At 63.3% G+C, this 20,786-nt stretch carries 25 protein-coding genes; 17 read left to right on the plus strand and 8 right to left on the minus strand.

What is annotated here, in order from left to right:
* Positions 1–77 precede the first annotated feature (77 nt).
* The 5 genes from LB553_RS23585 (at position 78) to LB553_RS23605 (ending at position 3,652) form a co-directional block, all read left to right on the plus strand.
* The gene (locus LB553_RS23585; RefSeq protein ID WP_224516696.1) at positions 78–1,604 is read left to right on the plus strand and encodes an ABC-F family ATP-binding cassette domain-containing protein; all 1,527 of its coding nucleotides are present in this window, start codon (positions 78–80) and stop codon (positions 1,602–1,604) included.
* 215 nt (positions 1,605–1,819) lie between these two features.
* Positions 1,820–2,209, plus strand: coding sequence for a nuclear transport factor 2 family protein (locus tag LB553_RS23590; protein ID WP_224516697.1), 390 nt, complete (start codon positions 1,820–1,822; stop codon positions 2,207–2,209).
* A 92-nt stretch (positions 2,210–2,301) separates the two neighbouring features.
* On the plus strand, positions 2,302–2,484 hold the full coding sequence (locus tag LB553_RS23595; protein WP_224516698.1) for a hypothetical protein: 183 nt from the start codon (positions 2,302–2,304) through the stop codon (positions 2,482–2,484).
* Positions 2,485–2,701: 217 nt separating this feature from the next.
* Positions 2,702–3,118 (plus strand): VOC family protein, encoded by a 417-nt coding sequence (locus tag LB553_RS23600; RefSeq protein ID WP_224516699.1) that lies wholly within the window; start codon positions 2,702–2,704, stop codon positions 3,116–3,118.
* Between the two features lie 180 nt (positions 3,119–3,298).
* Positions 3,299–3,652 carry a DUF1428 domain-containing protein gene (locus LB553_RS23605; RefSeq protein ID WP_224516700.1) on the plus strand — a complete coding sequence of 118 codons (354 nt, stop codon included), beginning with the start codon at positions 3,299–3,301 and terminating at the stop codon, positions 3,650–3,652.
* Between the two features lie 291 nt (positions 3,653–3,943).
* On the opposite strand, the gene LB553_RS23610 is transcribed toward LB553_RS23605, so the two are convergent.
* Both LB553_RS23610 and LB553_RS23615 read right to left on the minus strand, forming a co-directional pair.
* The gene (locus LB553_RS23610; RefSeq protein ID WP_318011522.1) at positions 3,944–5,578 is read right to left on the minus strand and encodes a tetratricopeptide repeat-containing sulfotransferase family protein; all 1,635 of its coding nucleotides are present in this window, start codon (positions 5,576–5,578) and stop codon (positions 3,944–3,946) included.
* A 191-nt stretch (positions 5,579–5,769) separates the two neighbouring features.
* Positions 5,770–6,162, minus strand: coding sequence for a Kazal-type serine protease inhibitor domain-containing protein (locus LB553_RS23615; RefSeq protein WP_224516702.1), 393 nt, complete (start codon positions 6,160–6,162; stop codon positions 5,770–5,772).
* 451 nt (positions 6,163–6,613) lie between these two features.
* Here LB553_RS23615 and LB553_RS23620 point away from each other — a divergent pair, with 451 nt between their 5' ends.
* From LB553_RS23620 to LB553_RS23630, 3 genes are all read left to right on the plus strand, one after another.
* On the plus strand, positions 6,614–6,826 hold the full coding sequence (locus tag LB553_RS23620) for a cold-shock protein (protein WP_006202520.1): 213 nt from the start codon (positions 6,614–6,616) through the stop codon (positions 6,824–6,826).
* Positions 6,827–7,063: 237 nt separating this feature from the next.
* On the plus strand, positions 7,064–7,276 hold the full coding sequence (locus LB553_RS23625) for a cold-shock protein (RefSeq protein WP_006202521.1): 213 nt from the start codon (positions 7,064–7,066) through the stop codon (positions 7,274–7,276).
* Between the two features lie 317 nt (positions 7,277–7,593).
* Positions 7,594–8,007, plus strand: a complete 414-nt coding sequence (locus LB553_RS23630; protein ID WP_224516703.1) for a BA14K family protein — start codon at positions 7,594–7,596, stop codon at positions 8,005–8,007.
* A 71-nt stretch (positions 8,008–8,078) separates the two neighbouring features.
* Here the strand turns inward: LB553_RS23630 and LB553_RS23635 are convergent, their stop codons facing one another.
* From LB553_RS23635 to LB553_RS23645, 3 genes are all read right to left on the minus strand, one after another.
* On the minus strand, positions 8,079–8,720 hold the full coding sequence (locus tag LB553_RS23635) for an MBL fold metallo-hydrolase (RefSeq protein ID WP_224516704.1): 642 nt from the start codon (positions 8,718–8,720) through the stop codon (positions 8,079–8,081).
* Between the two features lie 162 nt (positions 8,721–8,882).
* The gene (locus LB553_RS23640; RefSeq protein WP_040996837.1) at positions 8,883–9,191 is read right to left on the minus strand and encodes a hypothetical protein; all 309 of its coding nucleotides are present in this window, start codon (positions 9,189–9,191) and stop codon (positions 8,883–8,885) included.
* A gap of 146 nt (positions 9,192–9,337) precedes the next feature.
* Entirely contained in the window at positions 9,338–10,231 is an 894-nt protein-coding gene (locus tag LB553_RS23645; RefSeq protein ID WP_224516705.1) for a branched-chain amino acid aminotransferase, read from the minus strand.
* Between the two features lie 261 nt (positions 10,232–10,492).
* On the opposite strand from LB553_RS23645, the gene LB553_RS23650 reads away from it, so the two are divergent.
* The 4 genes from LB553_RS23650 to LB553_RS23665 all read left to right on the plus strand — a co-directional run bounded on the left by LB553_RS23650 (position 10,493) and on the right by LB553_RS23665 (position 14,468).
* A complete protein-coding gene (locus LB553_RS23650) occupies positions 10,493–11,026 on the plus strand; it encodes a MarR family winged helix-turn-helix transcriptional regulator (protein ID WP_224516706.1) in 534 nt (177 codons plus the stop codon).
* Positions 11,013–11,732, plus strand: a complete 720-nt coding sequence (locus tag LB553_RS23655) for a response regulator (protein WP_224516707.1) — start codon at positions 11,013–11,015, stop codon at positions 11,730–11,732. The genes LB553_RS23650 and LB553_RS23655 overlap by 14 nt, the downstream gene beginning before the upstream one ends.
* 51 nt (positions 11,733–11,783) lie before the next feature.
* Positions 11,784–13,199: an ATP-binding protein gene (locus LB553_RS23660; RefSeq protein WP_224516708.1), complete on the plus strand. Its 1,416-nt coding sequence runs from the start codon at positions 11,784–11,786 to the stop codon at positions 13,197–13,199.
* A 204-nt stretch (positions 13,200–13,403) separates the two neighbouring features.
* Positions 13,404–14,468 carry a glycosyltransferase family 4 protein gene (locus tag LB553_RS23665; RefSeq protein ID WP_224516766.1) on the plus strand — a complete coding sequence of 355 codons (1,065 nt, stop codon included), beginning with the start codon at positions 13,404–13,406 and terminating at the stop codon, positions 14,466–14,468.
* Here the strand turns inward: LB553_RS23665 and LB553_RS23670 are convergent.
* From LB553_RS23670 to LB553_RS23680, 3 genes are all read right to left on the minus strand, one after another.
* Positions 14,460–14,819 (minus strand): tRNA-binding protein, encoded by a 360-nt coding sequence (locus LB553_RS23670; protein WP_040989641.1) that lies wholly within the window; start codon positions 14,817–14,819, stop codon positions 14,460–14,462. The genes LB553_RS23665 and LB553_RS23670 overlap by 9 nt on opposite strands.
* A gap of 18 nt (positions 14,820–14,837) precedes the next feature.
* On the minus strand, positions 14,838–15,338 hold the full coding sequence (locus LB553_RS23675) for a YbjN domain-containing protein (RefSeq protein WP_112098904.1): 501 nt from the start codon (positions 15,336–15,338) through the stop codon (positions 14,838–14,840).
* 313 nt (positions 15,339–15,651) lie between these two features.
* Positions 15,652–15,954: an accessory factor UbiK family protein gene (locus LB553_RS23680; protein WP_224516709.1), complete on the minus strand. Its 303-nt coding sequence runs from the start codon at positions 15,952–15,954 to the stop codon at positions 15,652–15,654.
* Positions 15,955–16,086: 132 nt separating this feature from the next.
* Between LB553_RS23680 and lgt the strand changes: the two genes are divergently transcribed.
* The 5 genes from lgt (at position 16,087) to LB553_RS23705 (ending at position 20,710) form a co-directional block, all read left to right on the plus strand.
* Positions 16,087–16,941, plus strand: a complete 855-nt coding sequence (lgt, locus tag LB553_RS23685) for a prolipoprotein diacylglyceryl transferase (protein ID WP_224516710.1) — start codon at positions 16,087–16,089, stop codon at positions 16,939–16,941.
* The gene (locus tag LB553_RS23690) at positions 16,938–18,005 is read left to right on the plus strand and encodes a class I SAM-dependent methyltransferase (protein ID WP_224516711.1); all 1,068 of its coding nucleotides are present in this window, start codon (positions 16,938–16,940) and stop codon (positions 18,003–18,005) included. Before lgt ends, LB553_RS23690 begins: the two co-directional genes overlap by 4 nt.
* Positions 18,006–18,088: 83 nt before the next feature.
* Positions 18,089–18,877 carry a peptidoglycan editing factor PgeF gene (gene pgeF, locus LB553_RS23695; RefSeq protein WP_224516712.1) on the plus strand — a complete coding sequence of 263 codons (789 nt, stop codon included), beginning with the start codon at positions 18,089–18,091 and terminating at the stop codon, positions 18,875–18,877.
* Positions 18,877–20,028, plus strand: a complete 1,152-nt coding sequence (locus tag LB553_RS23700) for a M24 family metallopeptidase (RefSeq protein ID WP_224516713.1) — start codon at positions 18,877–18,879, stop codon at positions 20,026–20,028. Before pgeF ends, LB553_RS23700 begins: the two co-directional genes overlap by 1 nt.
* Before the next feature lie 55 nt (positions 20,029–20,083).
* Positions 20,084–20,710, plus strand: coding sequence for a hypothetical protein (locus LB553_RS23705; protein ID WP_224516714.1), 627 nt, complete (start codon positions 20,084–20,086; stop codon positions 20,708–20,710).
* Positions 20,711–20,786: the final 76 nt, after the last annotated feature.

Genomic DNA, 20,786 nt, shown 5'->3' on the forward strand with positions numbered 1-20,786 from the left:
CTGGCCTGATGGCCCGCCGGCGCACCGTCAAAGTGCATCACAGCCCGAGTTCCTCCGGGCAGACCAGAGAAATCGACATGGCCCTGATCAGCCTCAAATCCCTCGGCGTCACCATGAGTGCGCCGCTCTTCTCCAACCTCGACCTCATCATCGGCGCCGGCGACCGGCTCGGCATCGTCGCGGCCAATGGCCGTGGCAAATCCACACTTCTCAAATGCCTGGCCGGTGCGTTCGAACCCACCGCCGGCGACATAGCAAGGTCGCGCGGCCTGCGCGTCGGCCATGTCGGGCAATCCGTTCCCGACGCGCTGCTCGGCCGCAGCTTCCATGACGTCGTCGCCGATGCCCTGCCGCGCGAACAGCGTGAGAGCGAACTATGGCGCGTCGACGTGGTGCTGGATTCACTCGACGTGCCTGAAGAAATGCGCGGCCGGCCGATGCGCGCGCTGAGCGGCGGCTGGCAGCGGCTGGCGCTGATCGCCCGCGTCTGGGTCACCGATCCGGACGTGCTCCTGCTCGACGAGCCGACCAATCATCTCGACCTCGCCAGGATCAGCCAGCTCGAGACATGGCTCAACACGCTGCTGCGCGACGTGCCGGTCATCATCGCCAGCCACGACCGCGCCTTCCTCGACGCCACCACCAACCGAACGCTTTTCCTGCGCCCGGAAGAGTCGGCGGTGTTCGCGCTGCCCTATTCCCGTGCCCGGCAGGCGCTCGACGAGCTCGACGCCTCGACGGCGCGCAAGTTCGAGCGCGACATGAAGATCGCCCAGCAGCTGCGAAAGCAGGCCGCCAAGTTGAACAATATTGGCATCAATTCCGGCAGCGACCTTTTGACGGTGAAGACCAGGCAGCTCAAGGAACGGGCCGAGAAGCTGGAGGATGCCGCCATACAAGCGCATCGCGAGCGCTCGGCCGGCGCAATCAAGCTGGCGAACCGCGGCACCCACGCCAAAGTGCTGATCACGCTGGAGGACGCGGCGGTCGAAACCCCTGACGGCATGCTGCTGTTCAGGACCGGCAAGCGCCACATCTGCCAAGGCGATCGCATCGTGCTGCTTGGCCGCAACGGCGTGGGCAAGACGCGCTTCATCGCGATGATCCGCGACGCCGTCGCCGAGCCGGCGTCAGTTGCAAATGTCAAGGTGACGCCATCGACCGTGCTCGGTTACAGCGATCAGGCGCTGTCGGGCATCGATGGCGACGACACACCGCTGGCGATGGTCTCGCGCCGCTTCGAGCTTGGCGAGCAGCGCGTCCGCTCGCTGCTCGCCGGCGCCGGCGTCGCCATCGAGATGCAGGAGAGGAAGATCGGCGCTCTGTCCGGCGGACAGAGATCGAGGCTGATGATGCTGGTGCTCAGGCTCATCCATCCCAATTTCTGTCTGCTCGACGAGCCGACCAATCATCTCGACATCGACGGCCAGGAAGCATTGGAGGACGAATTGCTGAAGCATCAGGCAAGCTGCCTGCTTGCCTCGCATGACCGCTCCTTCATCCGAGCCGTCGGCAACCGTTTCTGGCTGATCGACAAGCGGCGGCTGACCGAAGTCGACGATCCGGAGGCGTTCTTCCGCTCGGTCGCTGAAATGCCCAGTTGAGAGACGGTGCATCAGCCGGGCCGGCATTCAAAGTGCTGCCGGCCCGGCAATACTTTTCCACCCGCTAAAAAAGGAGCATGTTGAGTTGCTTAAAGCATGTCTCCCGAAAGTGGGAACCGGTTTCGGGATAAAGACATGCATAAAATTAAGACCCTAAAGCGCATGGAGCGAATCTGAAAGATCGCGACGCGCTTTAGCCATGGAGGGAACGGGCCATGCGTGCAGTGGACATCGTCAGCAATCTTTACCAGGCCTATGCGGAGCGCGACATCGAGGGCGCCCTCGCGCGATGCTCCGAGGATGTCGTGTTCCGCTGGATTGCCGATCCCCGGCAATCGCGGCACGCCGGCACCGCGCACGGCAAGCAGGAATTCCTCGCCAGGCTCCTGGTGCTCGACGACGACTTCGAGTACCGGCACTTTGTTCCGGTCGAGATCATCGACGGCGGCGACAAGGTCGCCGCGCAGGTCGAGATCCACATGACGCGCCGCGCCACCGGCGAGGAGTTCATCATGCGCACCGCTAATTTCTGGACGGTGCGCGACGGCGAGATCATCGAGATGGTGGAATATTACGACACGGCGTTGGCGGCGTCGGTGTTCTGAAAAAAATCTCCACGATCTGTCGGATCGTCGATTGCCGCCTCGTCCTTGGAATGCCGACACGATGATGCCGGCATCAACCAGGGAGAGACATCATGTCGGTACTGTCATCCATCGGCCGTCTTGCCAAGCGGTATGCCCAGGCGCGCGCCCGTCACCGCAGCGAGCGCATCCTGCTTTCGTTGCCGGCCGAACTGCGCAAGGACATCGGCTTTCCAGAGATTTTCGAAACGCGCGAAAGCCGCCACGCCGCAACCTTCTCGGCGAAGGTCATATAAAACGATGCTTTGAATGCCAATCTTTCCCGGTCCCGCCGATTGTCCGGGCTGTCGGGGACCGGCCCTTAAAAATTTTTCGTCAGGTATGTAGGATCACCACCGCCTCATCCGTCCTCGGAACAATTCCAGGAAAACTGTGAACCTGTTTTCCGTTCGGAATTGCGTAGAAATGCCCCAAGTCGCGAGCCAGATCAAACCCGTGAAGAGGAACACGAGAATGAACGACCAGACCCCGCCCCGCGCCAAGGTCCTTGGCGGATTGACCCCCTACCTGCAGGTCGACGGCGCCATCAAGGCCGCCGAATTCTACAAGAAGGCCTTCGGCGCCGAGGAAGTGTTCGCCTATCCGCCGGACGACAAGGGCCGCACCATGCACATCCATCTCTACGTCAACGGCTCGACGCTGATGCTGGGCGATGCCTATCCCGAACACGGCCATCCGCACCGAGCGGCGCAGGGTTATACGCTGCAGCTTCATCTCGGCAGCGACGATATCGATGCCTGGTGGAAGCGCGCGGTGGATGCCGGCTGCGAGGTCGTCACGCCGCTGCAGGTGATGTTCTGGGGCGACCGCTGGGGCCAGGTGAAAGACCCCTTCGGCGTCGCCTGGGCGATGAATGCGCCGGTGAAGTGAGCCCGCCCACCTCTCCCCCTGGGAGAGGTCGGATTGCCCCGATTTGCCCTTCGCAAATGGTGGCAATCCAGGTGAGGGGTAAGCGGCGCCGAACTGGCGCACCCCTCATCCGTCTCGGCGCTGCGCGCCGATCCACCTTCTCCCACAGGGAGAAAGAGACGCCACAAAGAGGAGTTCACCATGTCCTATGTCGATGGTTTCGTGCTTGCCGTGCCGAAGGCAAATCTCGATGCGTACAAGAAAATGGCTGAGAACGCCGGCAACGTCTGGATGGAGCACGGCGCGCTCGCCTATGTCGAATGCGTCGGCGACGATGTGCCCTATGGCGAGCTGACTTCGTTCCCGCGCGCCGTCCAGGCGAAGGACGACGAGGTCGTCATCTTCTCCTGGGTCGTCTACGAATCCAGGCAGAGTCGCGACGCGGTCATGGCCAAGGTGATGGCCGATGAGCGTCTCAAGATGGACTGGTCTGCCATGCCGTTCGACGGCAAGCGCATGATCTTCGGCGGCTTCCAGCCTTTCATCGAGCTTTGAGGAGCGACGGAACGCCAGTGTCGGCTGATCGCAATCATTTGCGATTGGCCGAGACGCTCGTCAGGTCGTCATCCACGGGCGGAGCAAGGAGCGAAGCGACGCGGCGCAGACCCGAGGATCCATTCCGTTACCTATGAGCTTGCAGCGATGCAGAACGACCTCTGTTCTGCGCCGCCTTTAACCTTCGCGCGAGCTCACGGAATGGATCCTCGGGTCTGCGCGTCCGCTTCGCTCCCGCTCCGCCCGTGGATGACAAAGTTCGGGCGCTTCGGCCAATCGCTAACGCGTGTGCTAGTTCAGCCGATCGAGCAGCGGCTTCAGCCGGTCCCCATAACGCTTCCACAGATCCACGGAGCCCTGATACATCGGCTGGCGCACCTGCGCGGCGGAAGCGGTGCGCACCGGCCGGTCCGTCTCGTGGAATGACAGCACCTTGTCGTCCCAGGGCAGGCCGAGATACGCCATCAGCGCCCGTGTCTGCCCTTCCTGGTCGGCGACGAAATCCTCATAACGCACATCGTGCACGACGCCCGGCAGCACCTTGTGCCAATGCGCCATGATGTCGGTGTAGAGGTTATGGAAATCGGCGAGCTCGCCGAGGTCGTAGCCGTAGCGGTGGCTGTCGCCGCGGAAATGCACCTTGAAGATCGACAGGCACGTAGCCGCCGCATCGCGCGCGCAATGGACGATCTTGGCCTTCGGCAGCATCATGTGCAGGAAGCCGACCAGAAGGAAGTTGCCCGGCATCTTGTCGGTGACATGGCGATAGCCCGGATAGCGGCTATGCAGCATGTCGAGATAGGCCTGGCCGGCTTCGGCGAAGGTCTTGTCCGGCATGTCGGCGATCCCGGCGGGGAAGCCGCCCGGCATGCTCATCGGAAACTGCTTAGCGACGGCCGTCTTGAGAATGTTCAACTCGCCCGCGCCGAAAACCTGCGGATGGCTGGCGATGATCTGCTCGACCAGCGTGGTTCCGGAACGCGGCATGCCGACGACGAAGATCGGCGTGTCGTCTGAAATGCCGCTTGGCCTGTGCTTCTCGAAGAAGGCTGCGTCGAAGGCCGCCTTCATCGCCTCGAATTCGCCGCGCGTGCGCGCGGGATCGTAGTCGATCACCTTGCGGCGGATGGCATTGCCCTCGGCGAAATAGTCGAAGGCGCGGCCATAATCCTTGAGGTCGTCATTGACCTTGCCCAGTCCGAAGGAGAGCTGCATGCGCGCGAGGCTGCCTTGCGGCGCCTTGGCATGCTCGGCCTCCATGCCGGCAAGCTCCTTGTCGCGCTCGGTCTGGCGTTTGACCTGCGTGAGCAGCAGCCAGGCCTTGGCCATGTTCGGGGCGATCGCCAGCGCCTGGCGAGCGCGGTCGGCCGCCTCGTCGAGCTTGCCCTTCTCCATCATCGCGACGCCCAGCCCGTAGAGAAGCTCAGCGTCCTTCGGCCGGATCGACAGCGCCTCGCTGAACAGCTTGATCGCCTCGTCCAGCCGCCCGGCCTCCTGCATCGTCTCGGCAAGGCCGATGCGTGCGCGGACATGGAACGGGTTGCGGCTGATGGTGCCGCGGTAGATCTCCTCGGCCGCGTCGAACTGGCCGAGCTGCTTCAGCGACGAACCGAGATTATCGCGCGCGGCCAGCTGGTCCGGCCGGATATCCACGGCGCCGCGGAAGAAATCGACCGCGGCGGCGACGCGCCCGAGGTCGCGCATGACCGTGCCCATATTGTTGAGGAAGTCGGCATTCTCGGGCTGCAGCGTCACCGACTGCTCGATGAGATCGAGCCCTTCCTCGCTCCTGCCGGTCTGGTGCAGCAGCAGCCCGAGGAAATGCAGCGCAGCGGCATGGTTCGGCTGCTGCCCCAGAACCTGCCGGTAGAGCGCCTCGGCCTCTTGCCGCCGGCCCGCCTGGTGCAGTTGCAGCGCCTTTTGCACATAAGGATCGAGCGGATTCACCGCGCCACCTGGCCTGCCACCGGCGTTTGCCGCTCTTCTGCGATCTTTGTTAATGGGAAACCTGCCGTGTTTGTTGGTCCGCCGGACCTAAGCCATGCGGACAAGAGATTCAAGACAAAGCGTCAGCGCGCGTCGCGGTGGCCATTGAGGGGATGGACTCCGCGGTCTTCTCAGCAGGGCCCGTCGCCGACGATGCGATAGTCCGCCGCACGGGCCTCGCATGCGTTCGGGAAGGTCCGCATTTGCCCGTGGCGCCTCGCGCAGACCGGCGCGTATTCGCGCGTGCAGAAGGCTTGTTCGCCACCACCACCGCCGCCGTCGCGGCAAGCACCCTCTCGCATGATGCGGTAGCCTTCCCTTTCGGCCAGGCAGGCATTGGCAAAGGTCTGCCGGTCGCCGCCGCGCCGAGCACAGACCGGTTGGTACTGCATGGTGCAGAACTGCGGATGCGGCCGGGGCGGCCGCGGGCGCGGGCCATCGTCGACGACGACGGTGCAGGCTGCCAGCAGCGCGGACAGCATGAAAACGACAACGCCTTGCCGTAACACTGCAAGAAACCGCATATACCCCTCCTCCATCCCGGCGTATGATGCCGGCTCGCGGCATCCTCGCATCCTGCGCGGTAAACGCAACCGTCGTTTGTGGAGCCGCGGAACCCGTCCTCGCCACCTTCATTCTGGCCTATGCTTGGCCCGCCTCTGGCCGATGACCCGCGGTGGCACGGGTTCTATCGAAGCCGCAGCGTTGGACGCGCCGCAGGCCGCCCGCGAGCGTCGTCTTGCAACCATCACGTTTCCGTGTAATAAAAATCACGTTCGGGCATTTGCGACCCGGAGAGCGGAACGTTTTGGACGACCTTTCCCCGATAAGTGTGAATCTCTGACAGCCCCGTTTTTCGGCGGGGGGTTTGACCATGCGCGAATGCATGACCGCCGAAGCAACCACCGGGATTTGCCTGAGGCGCGAGGCAGCGGGCGAACCACAAGACTGACACGGGTGAAGGAGTTTTCCCCAATGGCCCAGACCGGTACCGTAAAGTTCTTCAATGCCACCAAAGGCTTCGGCTTCATCACGCCGGATGGCGGCGCCAAGGACGTGTTCGTCCACATCTCGGCGATCGAGGCTTCCGGCCTGCGCACGTTGGTCGACGGCCAGAAGGTCACCTTCGACGTCGAGCCGGACCGCATGGGCAAAGGCCCGAAGGCGGTCAACCTGCGCGCCGCCTGATCGCCAGACCGGCCTATCCTTGCGGACGCAACGGTGCGGCAGGGTCATGAACCGGCTTCTGGACAGGCCTGAAATTGCGAAGGCGCGGCCGAAACGGTCGCGCCTTTTTTGCGCGCAAATGCTTGGATCGGCAGGCGAAAACTTTCTCTTGCCGATAGCGCTAAAATAAAGGACAAATTTCCTCTCGGGCAGTTTGCCGGCCCGAAACTTGACTTGATGGGATCAAAGGAGTTTCCCATGCCGCAGACCGGCACCGTCAAATTCTTCAACCATGCCAAGGGCTTCGGTTTCATCACGCCCGATGATGGCGCGAAGGATGTCTTCGTCCACATTTCGGCCGTGCAGGCGTCGGGCCTTCCCGGTCTTGAGGATGGGCAGAAAGTGACATTCGACACCGAGCCGGACAAGCGCGGCAAGGGTCCGAAGGCCGTCAATCTGTCGATCGGCTAAAGCATGTCTCCCGAAAGTGGGAACCGGTTTCGGGATAAAGACATGCGCCAAATCAAGAACCTAAAGCGCATGGAGCGCCTCTGAAAGATTGTGACGCGCTTTAGGCCGGCTCACGACAGACCCGACGGAGGCTATTTGAGGCGGGACCGCTCCCGCCCGGCATCGGGTTGTGCCCAAGCCTCGAAATCGCCAAGCCACGAAAAATCGTTTTTCCCGATTCCGTTCAGCCTCCGTTCAGCCACGGTCTTCTATTAACTTTTGCTAAAGCCGGTCCGTATCCCCTGAAAATGCGCGGGCCGGCGCGAAGGAGACCGAAAATGAACCGTTTTCTCAAGACTTCCATCCTGAGCGTTGGCATTGCCGCGACCACCTTGGCCACCTTCTCAGCGGCCAATGCCGACGACTGGCGCTGGCACCATCATCGTCACCATGGCGGCGACGCCCTCGCCGCCGGCGTTGTCGGCCTTGCGGCCGGCGCCCTGATCGGCAGCGCGCTGAGTAACCCCGGGCCGCGCTATTACGAACCGGCCTATGGTGACGACTATTATGTCGACCGGCCGGTGCGCCGCTACTACGTTGAGCAACCCCGCGTCGTCTACGCCTACCGCTACGCCGAACCGTGGACCCGCGGCTGGTATGAGTATTGCTCGGATCGCTACCGCAGCTTCAATTCGCGGACCGGCACCTTCACCGGCAGTGACGGCGCCCAGCATTTCTGCGTCGCCAACTGACCGGTCGAACATCGCCCGGGTTTCCTGCCCAGGAAAAGCGCCGCCCCCAGCGGCGCTTTTCTTTTTGAAGGTCAGGTCAGAAAGGGATTGGTCCGCCGCTCGTCGCCAAAGCGGCTGCCCGGGCCATGGCCGCAGATGAAACCGATGTCGTCGCCGAGCGGCAGAAGCTTGTCCTTGATCGAGGCGATGAGCGCGGCGTGGTCGCCGCCGGGCAGGTCGGTGCGCCCGACCGAGCCGCGAAACAGCACGTCGCCGACATGCGCGAGTTTGGCCGCTCGGTTGTAGTAGACGACATGGCCCGGCGCATGCCCGGGGCAATGCAGCACCTCGAACTGATGGCTGCCGAAGGACACGACCTCGCCTTCGGTCAGAAAACGGTCGGGCACGCAATTGCGCACCGGATCGGTCAGGCCAAAACGCTTGGCCTGGTTCTCGAGATTGGCAAGCAGGGGCTTGTCGGCCTCGTGCGGGCCGATAATGTCGATGCCCAGCGCGTCCTTCAGTTCCATCGCGCCGCCGGCATGGTCGATATGACCATGCGTGATCCAGATCGCGCCGGCGGTGATGGCATTGTCCTTCAGCACTGACAATATCTTGTCGACATCGCCGCCGGGATCGACGACGACGCCCGTCTTGTCGTCCATGTCGAACAAAATGGTGCAGTTCTGCTGAAACGGCGTGACCGGCACGATACCGGCATTGAGCTGACCCATGGCTTTCCTTTCTCGAGCAATTCCAGGGAAAGTGAGAACCGCTCCGATGGTTGCCCTGATGTAGACAGGCGGGCAAACGCCGTCCACTGCGGCCGGCACAATATCCTGGAAACGAAAATGGGCGGCCGAAACCGCCCATTTGAAAGCTTGAAGCGAGAGACGTTATTTCTTCATCGCGTTCATGACCGCGCCGACGATGCCGGTCAGGATGGCGCCGCCGCCGACGCCGCCGAGAAGGTTCTTCAGGTCGAGCGCGCTGCCGATTCCACCGGCCGCTGCCGCCGCGTCGACTCCACCGCCGCCGAGCAGACTGCCGAGGATGGCCGCACCGCCGACGCCGCCGATGGCGCCGCTGAGGATTTTCGTAAGCTGGCCCATCGCCGCCTGCTTCAGCGCCGCGCCAACCGCCTGGCCACCGATAACGCCGGCAATTACCTGTACAACGATCTGAATAATCGTATTGCTGTCCATGTAACTAGTCCCTCCATAGCCGCCTGCCTCCAAGGGCCGACACCATCATGAGACGCCGAACCGTTCGAAAGTCAAATGCGTGAAAGCTTAAATAAAAAGGGCGGCCCGAAAACCGCCCCTGCTGCACAAAAAAGCTGTGACTATCGCTATTCTGCGGCGATGGCATGCTTTGGTTGCACTGCGGCAGAATAGTCATTCATCAACGTCTTGGCGATCTCGCCGACCTCGAATCGGTATGGACCGATCTCCGAGACAGGCGTGACCTCGGCCGCCGTCCCGGTGAGGAAGCATTGCTCGAAATCTTCGAGCTCCTCCGGCATGATGGCGCGCTCGATCAATTCGAAACCGCGGTCTTTCGCCAGGCCGATCACCGTGCGGCGGGTTATGCCGTCGAGGAAGCAGTCGGGCGTCGGCGTATGGATCTTGCCGTCCTTGACGAAGAAGATGTTAGCTCCCGTGGCTTCCGCCACTTGGCCGCGCCAATCGAGCATCATGGCGTCGGCGTAGCCCTTGGCCTCGGCGGCGTGCTTGGACAGTGTGCAGATCATGTAGAGGCCGGCGGCCTTCGACTTGGACGGCGCGGTGCGCGGATCGGGCCGGCGCCATTCGGCGACGTCGAGGCGAATGCCCTTGAGCTTCTGCGCGGGGTCGAAATAGCTCGGCCACTGCCAGATGGCGATGGCGACGTTGATGCGATTGTTCTGCGCCGAGACGCCCATCTGCTCGCTGCCGCGCCAGGCGATCGGGCGCACATAGGCGTCCTGGAAACCCTGTTTCTTCAGCAGGGTGCGGCAGGCCTCGTCGATCTCGGCGACCGGATAGGGGATCTTGAAGCCGAGCAGGCGTGCCGATTCATGCAGGCGCTCATTATGCTCGGTCAGCTTGAAGATCTGGCCGCCATAGGCGCGCTCGCCCTCGAAAACGGCGCTGGCATAGTGCAGGCCATGGGTCAGCACGTGGATCTTGGCATCGGCCCATTTGACGAACTCGCCGTTCATCCAGATGAAGCCGTCCAATTGATCGAAGGGAACGGATGCCATGGAAACCTCCCGCGGGCGGGTGCCCGCAAATCGTTGTATTTTAAAGCCTTTCGTACCGGCCCCGCCACAGGACCCGAAACGTTGGCCAATGCTTGAAAGCGTAGGCGGATATTCAATTCGTGGCAAACTCAGGAAGTTCCGGAAAAACGGCTTCCACTTGCCTTTTCGTTCGCAATCCGCCGAAAAGCTTGTCAAAAATTATCATTGCCCGGAAATTACGTCAATAGTACTGACATAATTCCCGCCTCGCATGGAGAAATGATGACGGATCCAAGCCCCGCAGCCGGAAAACCGATCAGGACGGCGATCGCCGACGAGGACGGCATCGACTTCGCCATCATCGAGCTATTTTTCTTCGCCTACCGCGATTTCACCTCCGACCCGGACCAGATACTCGCCGAGTATGGCTTCGGCCGCGCCCATCATCGCGTGCTGCATTTCGTCAACCGCAGGCCCGGGCTCACCGTCGCCGAACTGCTCGACGTGCTGAAGATCACCAAGCAGAGCCTGGCGCGGGTTTTGAAGCAGTTGATCGACACCGACCATATCGTCCAGGTGCAGGGTCCGCGCGACCGCCGGCAGCGCGAACTCTACCCGACCGCCAAGGGTCGCGCGCTTGCCTTGGCGCTGGCGCGGCCACAGTCGCGCCGCATCCGTGCTGCATTGGAGGATTCCGGAGCCACCGAACGCGCCACGATCGAGCGATTCCTGGAAGCGATGGTCAATCCGGAACTAAGGGCGCAGATCGACATTGTGCCTGCGCAAACATCGGGGAAGAACCATGGAGACCATTGAGAAGGTTGATCATCCGGCCGCGCCCGACGATGACGCGCCGCATCTTCTGGTTGTCGATGACGACACGCGTATCCGCAACCTGCTCAAGCAGTATCTGTCCGAGAACGGCTTTCGCGTCACCGTCGCCGGCAATTCCGGCGAGGCCAGGCGCAAGCTCGCCGGCCTCGACTTCGACCTTCTGGTGCTCGATGTCATGATGCCGGGCGAGACCGGCGTTGACCTCACCAAGGCGTTGCGGGCCGAGAAGAACGTGCCGATCCTGATGCTGACGGCGCTGTCCGAGACCGACAGCCGCATCACCGGGCTGGAGGCCGGCGCCGACGATTACCTGCCGAAACCGTTCGATCCGCGCGAGCTGATCCTGCGCATCAACAACATCCTGCGCCGTGGCGGCCCGGCAACAACGCCGAAGGTCGAACAGCTGGTGTTCGGACCCTATACGTTCCAGATCGCCAAGCGCGAATTGAAGCGTGGCGGCGAGGCGCTTAAGCTGACTGATCGCGAGCAGGAGATCCTCGCGATCTTCGCCGCGCGGGCGGGCGAGACCATCCCGCGCCATGAGCTGGTGGGCGATGAATCGGATGTCGGCGAGCGCACCATCGACGTGCAGATCAACCGGCTGCGCCGCAAGATCGAACGCGATCCGTCCAATCCGGTGTGGCTCCAGACGGTGCGCGGTATTGGGTATCGGCTCAGCGTCGAATAAACTACCGTCGAAGGCCCTTTGCTGAACGGCCATCGACGAGCGGAAGGGCGAATGGCGACCACGCAACTGGAACAGCCTGAAGGAGGCGGCCCCGGCGATCTCGCGCTGCGGACACTGAGGGCGATGCCGCGCGCTTGGAACCGGTTCTGGCGCCTGGTCGCGCTCTATATGCCGAAGCGGCTCTACGCCCGCTCGCTGATCATCGTCATCGCGCCGATGATCCTTTTGCAGTCGGTGGTCGCCTTCGTCTTCATGGAGCGCCATTGGCAGACGGTCACGCAGCGCCTGTCGCAGGCGACCATCTCGGACATAGCGGCCGTCATCGACATGATGGAGACCTATCCGCACGACGCCGACTACGCCAACATCATCCGCATCGCCCAGGACCGCATGCAGTTGAAGGTGGATCTGCTGCCGCCCGATCCGCTGCCGCCGCCAGGCCCGAAGCCGTTCTTCTCGATCCTCGACGAGGCGCTATCGTCGGAGATCACCAGACAGATCAACCGTCCGTTCTGGATCGACACCGTCGGCAACTCGAATGTCGTCGAGGTTCGCGTCCAGCTCGAAGGCAAGGTGCTGCGCGTCTTCGTGCGGCGCAGCCAGGCTTATGCCTCGAACACCCACATCTTCCTGATCTGGATGGTCGGCACCTCGCTGGTTCTGTTGATGATCGCGATTCCCTTCCTGCGCAATCAGATCAGGCCGATCCTGACGCTTGCCGAGGCCGCCGAGAGTTTCGGCAAGGGGCGGCCGATGCCGCGCGATTTCCGCCCGCGCGGCGCCGAGGAAGTTCGCCGCGCCGGCTTCGCCTTCATCCAGATGCGTGAGCGTATCGAGCGCCAGATCGAGCAGCGCACCGCCATGCTGACCGGCGTCAGCCACGACCTCAGGACCATCCTCACCCGGTTCAAGCTGCAGCTGGCGCTGGCCGGCGGCAAGTCCGAGACCAAGGCCGCGCTGAACCAGGACATCGACGACATGCAGTCGATGCTGGAAGGCTATCTCTCCTTTGCCCGCGGCGAGGCCGCGGAGGATACCGGCCGCTTCGACCTCAATGCCTGTTTCCAGAAGCTCGGCGAGGAGGCGCAATTGCGTGGCTGCAAGCTTACGACGACACTGACCGGCGATCCGGCCGTGCATGTGCGGCCGAACGCTTTCGCCCGTTTGCTTTCGAACGTCATCGGCAATGCATTTCGTTATGCCAAGACCGTCGAAGTCCACGCCAACCATGGTCGCGGCTCGCTCACCGTCACCATCGACGACGACGGACCGGGCATCGCTCCCGATAAGCGCGAAGAGGTGTTCAAGCCGTTCCTGCGGCTCGACGAGGCGCGCAACCTGGACGCCAGCGGCACCGGACTTGGCCTGTCGATTGCCCGCGACATCGCCCGCAGCCATGGCGGCGACATCAGTCTCGAGGACAGCCCGCTCGGCGGCTTGCGCGCCGTCATCAAAGTTCCCGCGTAAATCCGGCCGAGGCAGGCTTCATCCGCCCGTCATGAAATCATGGTCAAGAGCGCGCATGAAGCGCGCGACCTTTGTTGATTCGGCCCTGCCGCCCCGCTTCGATCCGGCCCCTGCCCGGGTGCGCTGGAGCGAGGCGCGGGCTGCTGCCTGGCTGCCGTTCCGGCACCGCGCCGGCGCGCTCAGGAATTATTGCAAAGTATCGCCATGCGCATCCTGATGGTCACCGACGCATGGCGACCCCAGGTCAATGGCGTGGTGCACACGCTGGAACGCCTGACCGAGGGGCTGAAACCCTTCGACGTCGAGCTCGATTTCCTGACGCCGAACCTCTTTCGCACGTTGCCGATGCCGACCTATCCCGACATCCGGCTTGCGCTGACGACGCCGGGGCATGTCGCGCGCCTGATCGAGGCCGCCAAGGCCGACCACATCCACATCGTCACCGAGGGTCCGCTCGGCATCATGGCGCGCCGTTATTGCCGCAGGACCCGCCGCCCCTTCACCACCAGCTATCACACGCGCTTTCCCGAATATCTCAGCGCCCGCCTGCCGGTGCCGGAGAGCTGGGCCTATAACTGGCTGCGCGGCTTCCACAATTCCGGACAGGGAACGCTTGTCGCCACGCGGTCGCTGGCAGACGATCTGGCCGCTCGCGGCTTCGACAAGCTGAGGCCCTGGACGCGCGGCGTCGATACCGACCATTTCCGGCCGGACAAGCACAAGGAAACCGGATTCCCTGGCCCGGTTTTCCTATGCGTTGGCCGCGTCGCGATCGAAAAGAACCTGACCGCCTTTCTCGATCTCGACCTGCCCGGCAGCAAGGTCATCGTCGGCGAAGGGCCGGAACTGGCAAAGCTCAAGACGCGCTATCCCGACGCGCATTTCCTCGGCCACCGCCCGAATGACGAGCTGGCCGAGATCTACGCGTCGGCCGATGTCTTCGTCTTTCCGAGCCGCACCGATACCTTCGGCAATGTCATCATCGAGGCGCTGGCCAGCGGAACGCCCGTCGCCGCCTATCCGGTGACCGGACCGATCGACATTGTCGGCGACGGCATCGGCGGAGCCGTGTCGAACGAACTGGGCGAGGCGGCGATGAAGGCGCTTCACGTCGATCGCGCCGAAGCGCGCCAGCGCGCGATGCGCTACAGCTGGCAGGCCTGCGCCGAAATGTTCCTCGACGCGGTCGACGAGGCGTTGGGGATGCCAAGTAAGCGCGCCGATCAGGACAGGGTGGCTCCAGGTCGCCCCAGGCTCGTCCTAGAATAAGCGCCCGCCGTCCGGCACCTTGCGCTCGATGGCGCCGAGCACCACGGCGCCCTCTTCATCTGGAAAGCCCAGCGTCAGCACTTCCGACATGAACGGGCCGATCTGGCGCGGCGGGAAATTGACCACCGCGAAGACCTGGCGGCCGACAAGCGTTTCCGGCGCATAATATTTGGTGATCTGCGCCGACGACTTCTTCACCCCGATCGCCGGACCGAAATCAATTTTCAGCTTGATCGCCGGCTTGCGCGCCTCCGGGAACGGCTCCGCCTCGACGATCGTGCCGGCACGTATATCGACACGGTCGAAATCGGCAAAGCTGATCTCGGGCTTGCGCTCGCTGCTGGAACTCATCGGCGATATGGACTTGGTTCAGGCGTTTCCGTGGGTCTCGAAGAGCACGCTGGAGAGCGCGTCCTTGGCCGATGTACCCGACCAGACGACGAACTGGAAGGCCTGGAAATAGCATTCACAGGCCTCCAGCGCCGAGGACAGGAGCACCTCGACCTGCTGGCTCGACGGCTCGACCCCACCGGCAAGCAGCAGCGACTGCCTGAACATAATGGCGCCTTCCTGTTCCCACAGGTCGAAATGCCCGAACAGCATCTGCTCGTTGATCAGCGACAGGAGCCGCATCACTTCCAGCGTACGCGTCTCCGGCACCTTGATGTCGAAAGCGCAGGCAAGATGCAGTGCCTCGAAATCCTCCATCCAGGAAAAGGAGACATGATAGTCGGTCCAGCTGCCGGCCACTGAAATCGAAATCTCGTCGTCGCCGGCGCGCTCGAAGGACCAGTCATTGTTGTGGGCCACCTGCTCGATGACGTCCACCGGGTGGATTTCGCGGGAGAATTCGAGTTCGAGGAGTTCCATGAATGCTTCCTGTGTTCAGGGGAGCGCCACACGCTCCGCGGGGCACACACGACGAACAATCTTGTCTAGAACTCGGACGGTCAGGACTTTCCAACGCAAAGACCCAACCGGACCCCACCGCCCGGCGCATGACCCTGCTTCGAATCATGCAACAAATTCAGTCTATTGATCGGGAGTCGCGTGAACAGCCCAATTTTTCGCACTGCGTCATCCGCATGTGGAAAGGTGGCTGTCACGAAGATTCATGCAATGCCGGTAAGCGATTCACGGCAAAGCGATTTTTCGGATCGCGCTATGTGGAAAAGTTTAACGATTATTTTTTTGCGCGGGGCTTCGCAGCACCCGCAGGTGCGGCCTCTGCGGTCAGTTCGGCGAGCCTGGCCTCGAGCGCCTCGACGCGCGTCGCCAACTGGATGTTGTCTTCCCGCGCCTTGACCGCCATCTCGCGCACCGCCTCGAATTCTTCGCGCTGCACCACATCCATGGAATTCAGCATGCGCTCGGCCTGCGCCCGGAACGCCGTCTCCACTTCGCGCCGCACGCCCTGCGCGGCACCCGCGGCATCGGTCATGATCTTTGCGAATTCGTCGAGAATGCGGTTCGGTCCGGTCGCCATGGCAGATCCTCGCTTTGTCGTTTTGACGTAGTGGCGCACGGCGCCGAATGCAAGCGAAGCCTTGCCTTGACCCCGCCAAAACCCTGCCGCATGGTCCGCGCCCAATCGTGACCGTCACCGGGGACCTCCGTTTTGAGCGAATATTTCCTGCTGCCGCTGGCCTCCCTGCCCTTCCCCAACATCGATCCGGTCATCGTCCATATCGGGCCGCTGGCGGTGCATTGGTATGGCGTCGGCTACATTATCGGCATCCTCTTTGCCTGGTGGTACGCCAAGCGCCTCGTCACCAACCCGCGCCTCTGGCCGGACGGCAAGCTGCCGATGAAGCCCGAGGACCTCGACGACTTTATCGTCTGGGCGGCCATCGGCGTCGTGCTGGGCGGACGCACCGGCTACGTGCTCTTCTACGACCTGCCTCGCTACATCGCGCATCCACTCGACATCTTCGCCGTCTGGCAAGGCGGCATGTCGTTCCATGGCGGCCTGCTTGGCGTCATCTTCGCCATGACGCTGTTTTCGCTCAGGCGCCGCATCCCCACCTGGACATTGTTCGATGTGGTGTCGGCTGGTGTGCCTGTCGGACTCGGCCTCGTGCGTGTCGCCAACTTCATCAATTCGGAGCTTTGGGGTCGGCCGTCGGATGTGCCTTGGGCGATCGAATTCCCCAATGGCGGCCCGTTCACCCGCCATCCCAGCCAGCTCTACGAGGCCTTGCTCGAAGGCCTCGTGCTCTTCCTGGTGCTGCGCCTCCTCACCCATTCGCGCCTGAAACTGAAGACGCCGCGCTTCGTCGGCGGGGCCTTCATCTGCGGCTACGGCCTGTCGCGCATTTTCGTCGAGTTCTTCCGCGAGCCCGACCAGCAGCTCGGGTATCTGCTTGGCACCAACTGGCTGACCATGGGCATGATCCTGTCCACGCCGATGGTGCTTGCCGGCATCTGGGCCATGGTCACTGCAAAACCGGCGGCCGAGCCGCGGGCGGCATGACCCGGCTGAAGGAGCGCATCATAGGCCTGATCGGCGCGGCGGGGCCGATCCCGGTCAGCGAATATATGGCGCTCTGCCTGTTCGATCCCGACGAGGGCTATTACACGACGCGCGAGCCCTTCGGCGCCGCCGGTGACTTCATCACCGCGCCCGAGATCAGCCAGATGTTCGGCGAGCTCGTCGCCGTCTGGCTCTACCAGGCCTGGCAGGGTGCCGGCCGGCCGTTGCCCGCGACCTTCGCCGAGATCGGTCCCGGCCGCGGCACCTTGATGAAGGACATGCTGCGCACCTGGTCGCGGCTCGACCCGGCGCTCCTGGCCGGCGCCTCCTTTGCCATGATCGAGACCAGCCCGCGCCTGGCTGAGATCCAGAAGCAGACGCTTGCCGGCGAGAGCGCGCCGCTTGCCTGGCACCAGACCATCGACACGCTGCCGCGGCAGCCGCTCTTTATCGTCGGCAACGAATTGTTCGACGCTGTGCCGATCCGGCAGTTCGTCTATGTCGGCACGGGCTGGCGCGAGCGCGTTGTCGGCCTCGACGGCGCCGATGAACTGCACTTTTTCGCCGGCGCGGGGTCGGTCGACCCGGCACTGCTGCCGGCCGCCGCTGCCGATGCGCCGCAAGGCGCCATCGTCGAAGTGGCGCCTGCCCGTTCGGCGCTGATGTCGCAGATCGCCGAACGCATAGCCGGCCGGGGCGGCGCCGGCCTCTTCATCGACTACGGCTATCTGCAGGCAGGGATCGGCGACACTTTCCAGGCGCTGCGCCGACACCAGCGCGAGGACGTTTTGGCCAATCCGGGCGAAGCCGACCTAACCGCCCATGTCGACTTCGCCGCTCTTGCCGACGTGGCGCGCGCTCACGGTCTCAATGTGCAATTGTCGACCCAGGGCGAGTTCCTGCTCGGCATGGGCCTGCTCGAGCGCGCCGGCACGCTTGGCGCTCATGCCGATCCCGAGACACGTCAAGCCATCTCGGACGCGGTCGAACGCCTGGGCGGCCCCGACGCGATGGGTGAACTGTTCAAGGTCGTAAAGATCCTGCCGGCGGCCAAAGCTGCCTGAGATCGCGGCCTTGCCGTCTGGTCTGCTTCGTTCTCCGAACTTCGCCTTGACGAGACCGCCCCGCACGGACGACAAACCCAACCATGCTGAATCAGACCAGACCCGATCCAGTACGCTCGCCGCTGCTTGAAAAGGCGCCAGGCATGCGCCACGGCTATTTCACGCGCATCGGCGGCGTCTCCGACGGCATCTATCGGGGGCTCAACATCGGCACGGGCTCCAGCGACGATCAGATACTGGTCGCCGAGAACCGGCGGCGCGTTGCCGACTGGATGGGCGTGCCGGCGGATCATCTGTTGACCGCGCACCAGATCCATTCGCCGGATGTCGTTGTCGCCAGGCAACCCTTCGCCGGTCCTCGCCCGAAAGCCGACGCCATCGTCACCGACCGTCCCGGCATCGCCATCGGCGCCTCGACCGCCGATTGCGGGCCGGTTCTCTTCGCCGATGCCGAGGCGCGCGTCATCGGCGCCGCCCATGCGGGCTGGAAGGGCGCTTTCACCGGCGTGCTCGAAAACACCATCCTTGCCATGGAGGGCCTCGGCGCCCACCGCGACCGCATCATCGCCGTGCTTGGCCCCTCGATCGGCCCTGACAATTACGAGGTCGGGCCGGAATTCGTCGCCCGCTTTCTCGAGGCCGATGCAGGCAATCACCGCTATTTCAGCCCGTCGAAGACGACCGGCCACTCGATGTTCGACCTCAACCGATATACGATCGACCGGCTCCGCAAGGCCGGCGTGACCGCTGAAGGCCTTGGCCGCTGCACTTACGCGGAAGAAGAGCTTTTCTATTCCTACCGGCGCACCACACACCGCAAGGAAGCGGATTATGGGCGCCAGGTTTCAGCAATCGTTCTGGAGAAAGAGTAATGGCGCTGCATTTCGAACGTTCGGAATTCGACGCGCGGCGCGACCGGCTGCTGATCGAAATGGCCGAGAAGAAGCTCGACGCCGTGCTCCTGTTCGCGCAGGAGAGCATGTACTGGCTGACCGGCTATGACACTTTCGGCTTCTGCTTTTTCCAGTGCCTGGTAGTGAAGGCCGACGGCTCGATGGTGCTGCTCACCCGTTCGGCCGATCTCAGGCAGGCGCGCCACACCTCGACCATCGAAAACATCGTGCTGTGGACCGACCGTCAGGGCGCCAATCCGGCGATCGACCTGCGCAACCTGCTCAACGATCTCGATCTGCTCGGCGCCCGCATCGGGGTGGAATACGACACCCATGGCCTGACCGCCTATAACGGCCGCCGTCTGGACGAGCAGTTGCAGACCTTCGGCCAAATCGCCGATGCTTCCGGTATCGTCGGCCGGCTGCGCCTGTTCAAGAGCCCGGCGGAGATCGCCAAGGCGGAAAAGGCAGCCAATCTATCCGACGACGCGCTGGACGCGGCGCTACCGCTGATCAAGCAAGGCGGCGACGAAGGGCTCATCCTTGCCGCCATGCAGGGCGCGGTCTTTGCCGGCGGCGGCGACTACCCCGCCAATGAGTATATCATCGGCTCCGGCGCCGACGCCTTGCTCTGCCGCTACAAGGCAGGCCGCCGCAAGCTCACCAAGAACGACCAGCTGACGCTCGAATGGGCCGGCGTCTTCCACCACTATCATGCCCCGATGATGCGCACCGTTCTGACCGGCAAGGTGTCGAAACGTCACCAGGAATTGTTCGACGCTTCCCGTGCCGCCCTGCTCGCTGTCGAAAAGGCGATGACGCCGGGCAACACTTTCGGCGACGTCTTCGATGCGCACGCCCGCACCCTCGAAGCGCACAACCTGACCAAGCACCGGCTGAACGCCTGCGGCTATTCGGTCGGCGCCCGATTCACGCCGTCCTGGATGGACATGCCGATGTTCTACCAGGGCAATCCGGAGCCGATCGCACCCAATATGACGTTGTTTGCGCATATGATCATCATGGACTCCGAGACCGAGACCGCGATGACCCTTGGCCGCACCTACCTCACCACGGAATCGGGGCCGAAGCCGCTGTCGCGCCATGATCTCGACTTGATCGTGCAGTGAATCCATAATGGTTGGTTCGCGCGGGGGCGTTCGCCAACAGGGAGTTTTCAGGCAAATGAGACGATCGCAGGTGACGACCGTGTCATTGCTTGCGGTGTTGGCGCTTGGCGCCTGCACCAACGCCAAGGACGTCCTGGAACCTTCGGCGATCACCCCGCCAGCGAGCTCGGCCCAGTCTTCGGCCACCCCGCAAAGCACATCGACAACGGCCACATCTGCGACCACGACCGCGCCTGCTCCTTCGCCCGCGCCTTCCATCACAGCGTCACCCGCGACACGCGCAACGCCGGCGCAAACCGCCGCCCTCGCCAAGACGCGGCTGCAGGTGGCGCCGATCGTCGGCGCATCGGTGGACGCGGCGGCACCGTTGACGGCGGAACTGCAGAGCCGTGCCAAACAGCGTGGCCTGACGCTTGTCGGCAGCACGGACCAGACGGCGACGCATGTGCTGAAGGGCTATTTTTCGACCATGTCCGAGGGCAAGGACACGACCGTCATCTATGTCTGGGATATTTACGACCCGTCCGGCAATCGCCTGCACCGCATCAATGGTCAGCAGAAGGCGCCTGCCGTCGGCAGCGGCGAAGGCTGGCCCACGGTGGCGCCCGCCACCATGCAGGCGATCGCCGATCAGACGATCGACCAGTTCGCTACCTGGCTCGGCAGCGGCGGCGCCGGTTGACCGGACCGGCCGAGCTGTTGCCGGCCAGACTGTTGCCGGCTTGCGATGTCTTCGGTGTTTGTTGCGGCCACCGGAA

The organism is Mesorhizobium sp. CA8, assembly GCF_020164955.1.
Lineage (GTDB): Bacteria > Pseudomonadota > Alphaproteobacteria > Rhizobiales > Rhizobiaceae > Mesorhizobium.

Coding starts and splice junctions, on each gene's coding strand:
- LB553_RS23585 (WP_224516696.1), top strand. CDS start 78: ATGGCCCTGATCAGCCTCAAATCCCTCGGCGTCACCATGAGTGCGCCG.
- LB553_RS23590 (WP_224516697.1), top strand. CDS start 1,820: ATGCGTGCAGTGGACATCGTCAGCAATCTTTACCAGGCCTATGCGGAG.
- LB553_RS23595 (WP_224516698.1), top strand. CDS start 2,302: ATGTCGGTACTGTCATCCATCGGCCGTCTTGCCAAGCGGTATGCCCAG.
- LB553_RS23600 (WP_224516699.1), top strand. CDS start 2,702: ATGAACGACCAGACCCCGCCCCGCGCCAAGGTCCTTGGCGGATTGACC.
- LB553_RS23605 (WP_224516700.1), top strand. CDS start 3,299: ATGTCCTATGTCGATGGTTTCGTGCTTGCCGTGCCGAAGGCAAATCTC.
- LB553_RS23615 (WP_224516702.1), bottom strand. CDS start 6,162: ATGCGGTTTCTTGCAGTGTTACGGCAAGGCGTTGTCGTTTTCATGCTG.
- LB553_RS23620 (WP_006202520.1), top strand. CDS start 6,614: ATGGCCCAGACCGGTACCGTAAAGTTCTTCAATGCCACCAAAGGCTTC.
- LB553_RS23625 (WP_006202521.1), top strand. CDS start 7,064: ATGCCGCAGACCGGCACCGTCAAATTCTTCAACCATGCCAAGGGCTTC.
- LB553_RS23630 (WP_224516703.1), top strand. CDS start 7,594: ATGAACCGTTTTCTCAAGACTTCCATCCTGAGCGTTGGCATTGCCGCG.
- LB553_RS23635 (WP_224516704.1), bottom strand. CDS start 8,720: ATGGGTCAGCTCAATGCCGGTATCGTGCCGGTCACGCCGTTTCAGCAG.
- LB553_RS23640 (WP_040996837.1), bottom strand. CDS start 9,191: ATGGACAGCAATACGATTATTCAGATCGTTGTACAGGTAATTGCCGGC.
- LB553_RS23645 (WP_224516705.1), bottom strand. CDS start 10,231: ATGGCATCCGTTCCCTTCGATCAATTGGACGGCTTCATCTGGATGAAC.
- LB553_RS23650 (WP_224516706.1), top strand. CDS start 10,493: ATGACGGATCCAAGCCCCGCAGCCGGAAAACCGATCAGGACGGCGATC.
- LB553_RS23655 (WP_224516707.1), top strand. CDS start 11,013: ATGGAGACCATTGAGAAGGTTGATCATCCGGCCGCGCCCGACGATGAC.
- LB553_RS23660 (WP_224516708.1), top strand. CDS start 11,784: ATGGCGACCACGCAACTGGAACAGCCTGAAGGAGGCGGCCCCGGCGAT.
- LB553_RS23665 (WP_224516766.1), top strand. CDS start 13,404: ATGCGCATCCTGATGGTCACCGACGCATGGCGACCCCAGGTCAATGGC.
- LB553_RS23670 (WP_040989641.1), bottom strand. CDS start 14,819: ATGAGTTCCAGCAGCGAGCGCAAGCCCGAGATCAGCTTTGCCGATTTC.
- LB553_RS23675 (WP_112098904.1), bottom strand. CDS start 15,338: ATGGAACTCCTCGAACTCGAATTCTCCCGCGAAATCCACCCGGTGGAC.
- LB553_RS23680 (WP_224516709.1), bottom strand. CDS start 15,954: ATGGCGACCGGACCGAACCGCATTCTCGACGAATTCGCAAAGATCATG.
- LB553_RS23690 (WP_224516711.1), top strand. CDS start 16,938: ATGACCCGGCTGAAGGAGCGCATCATAGGCCTGATCGGCGCGGCGGGG.
- pgeF (WP_224516712.1), top strand. CDS start 18,089: ATGCTGAATCAGACCAGACCCGATCCAGTACGCTCGCCGCTGCTTGAA.
- LB553_RS23700 (WP_224516713.1), top strand. CDS start 18,877: ATGGCGCTGCATTTCGAACGTTCGGAATTCGACGCGCGGCGCGACCGG.
- LB553_RS23705 (WP_224516714.1), top strand. CDS start 20,084: ATGAGACGATCGCAGGTGACGACCGTGTCATTGCTTGCGGTGTTGGCG.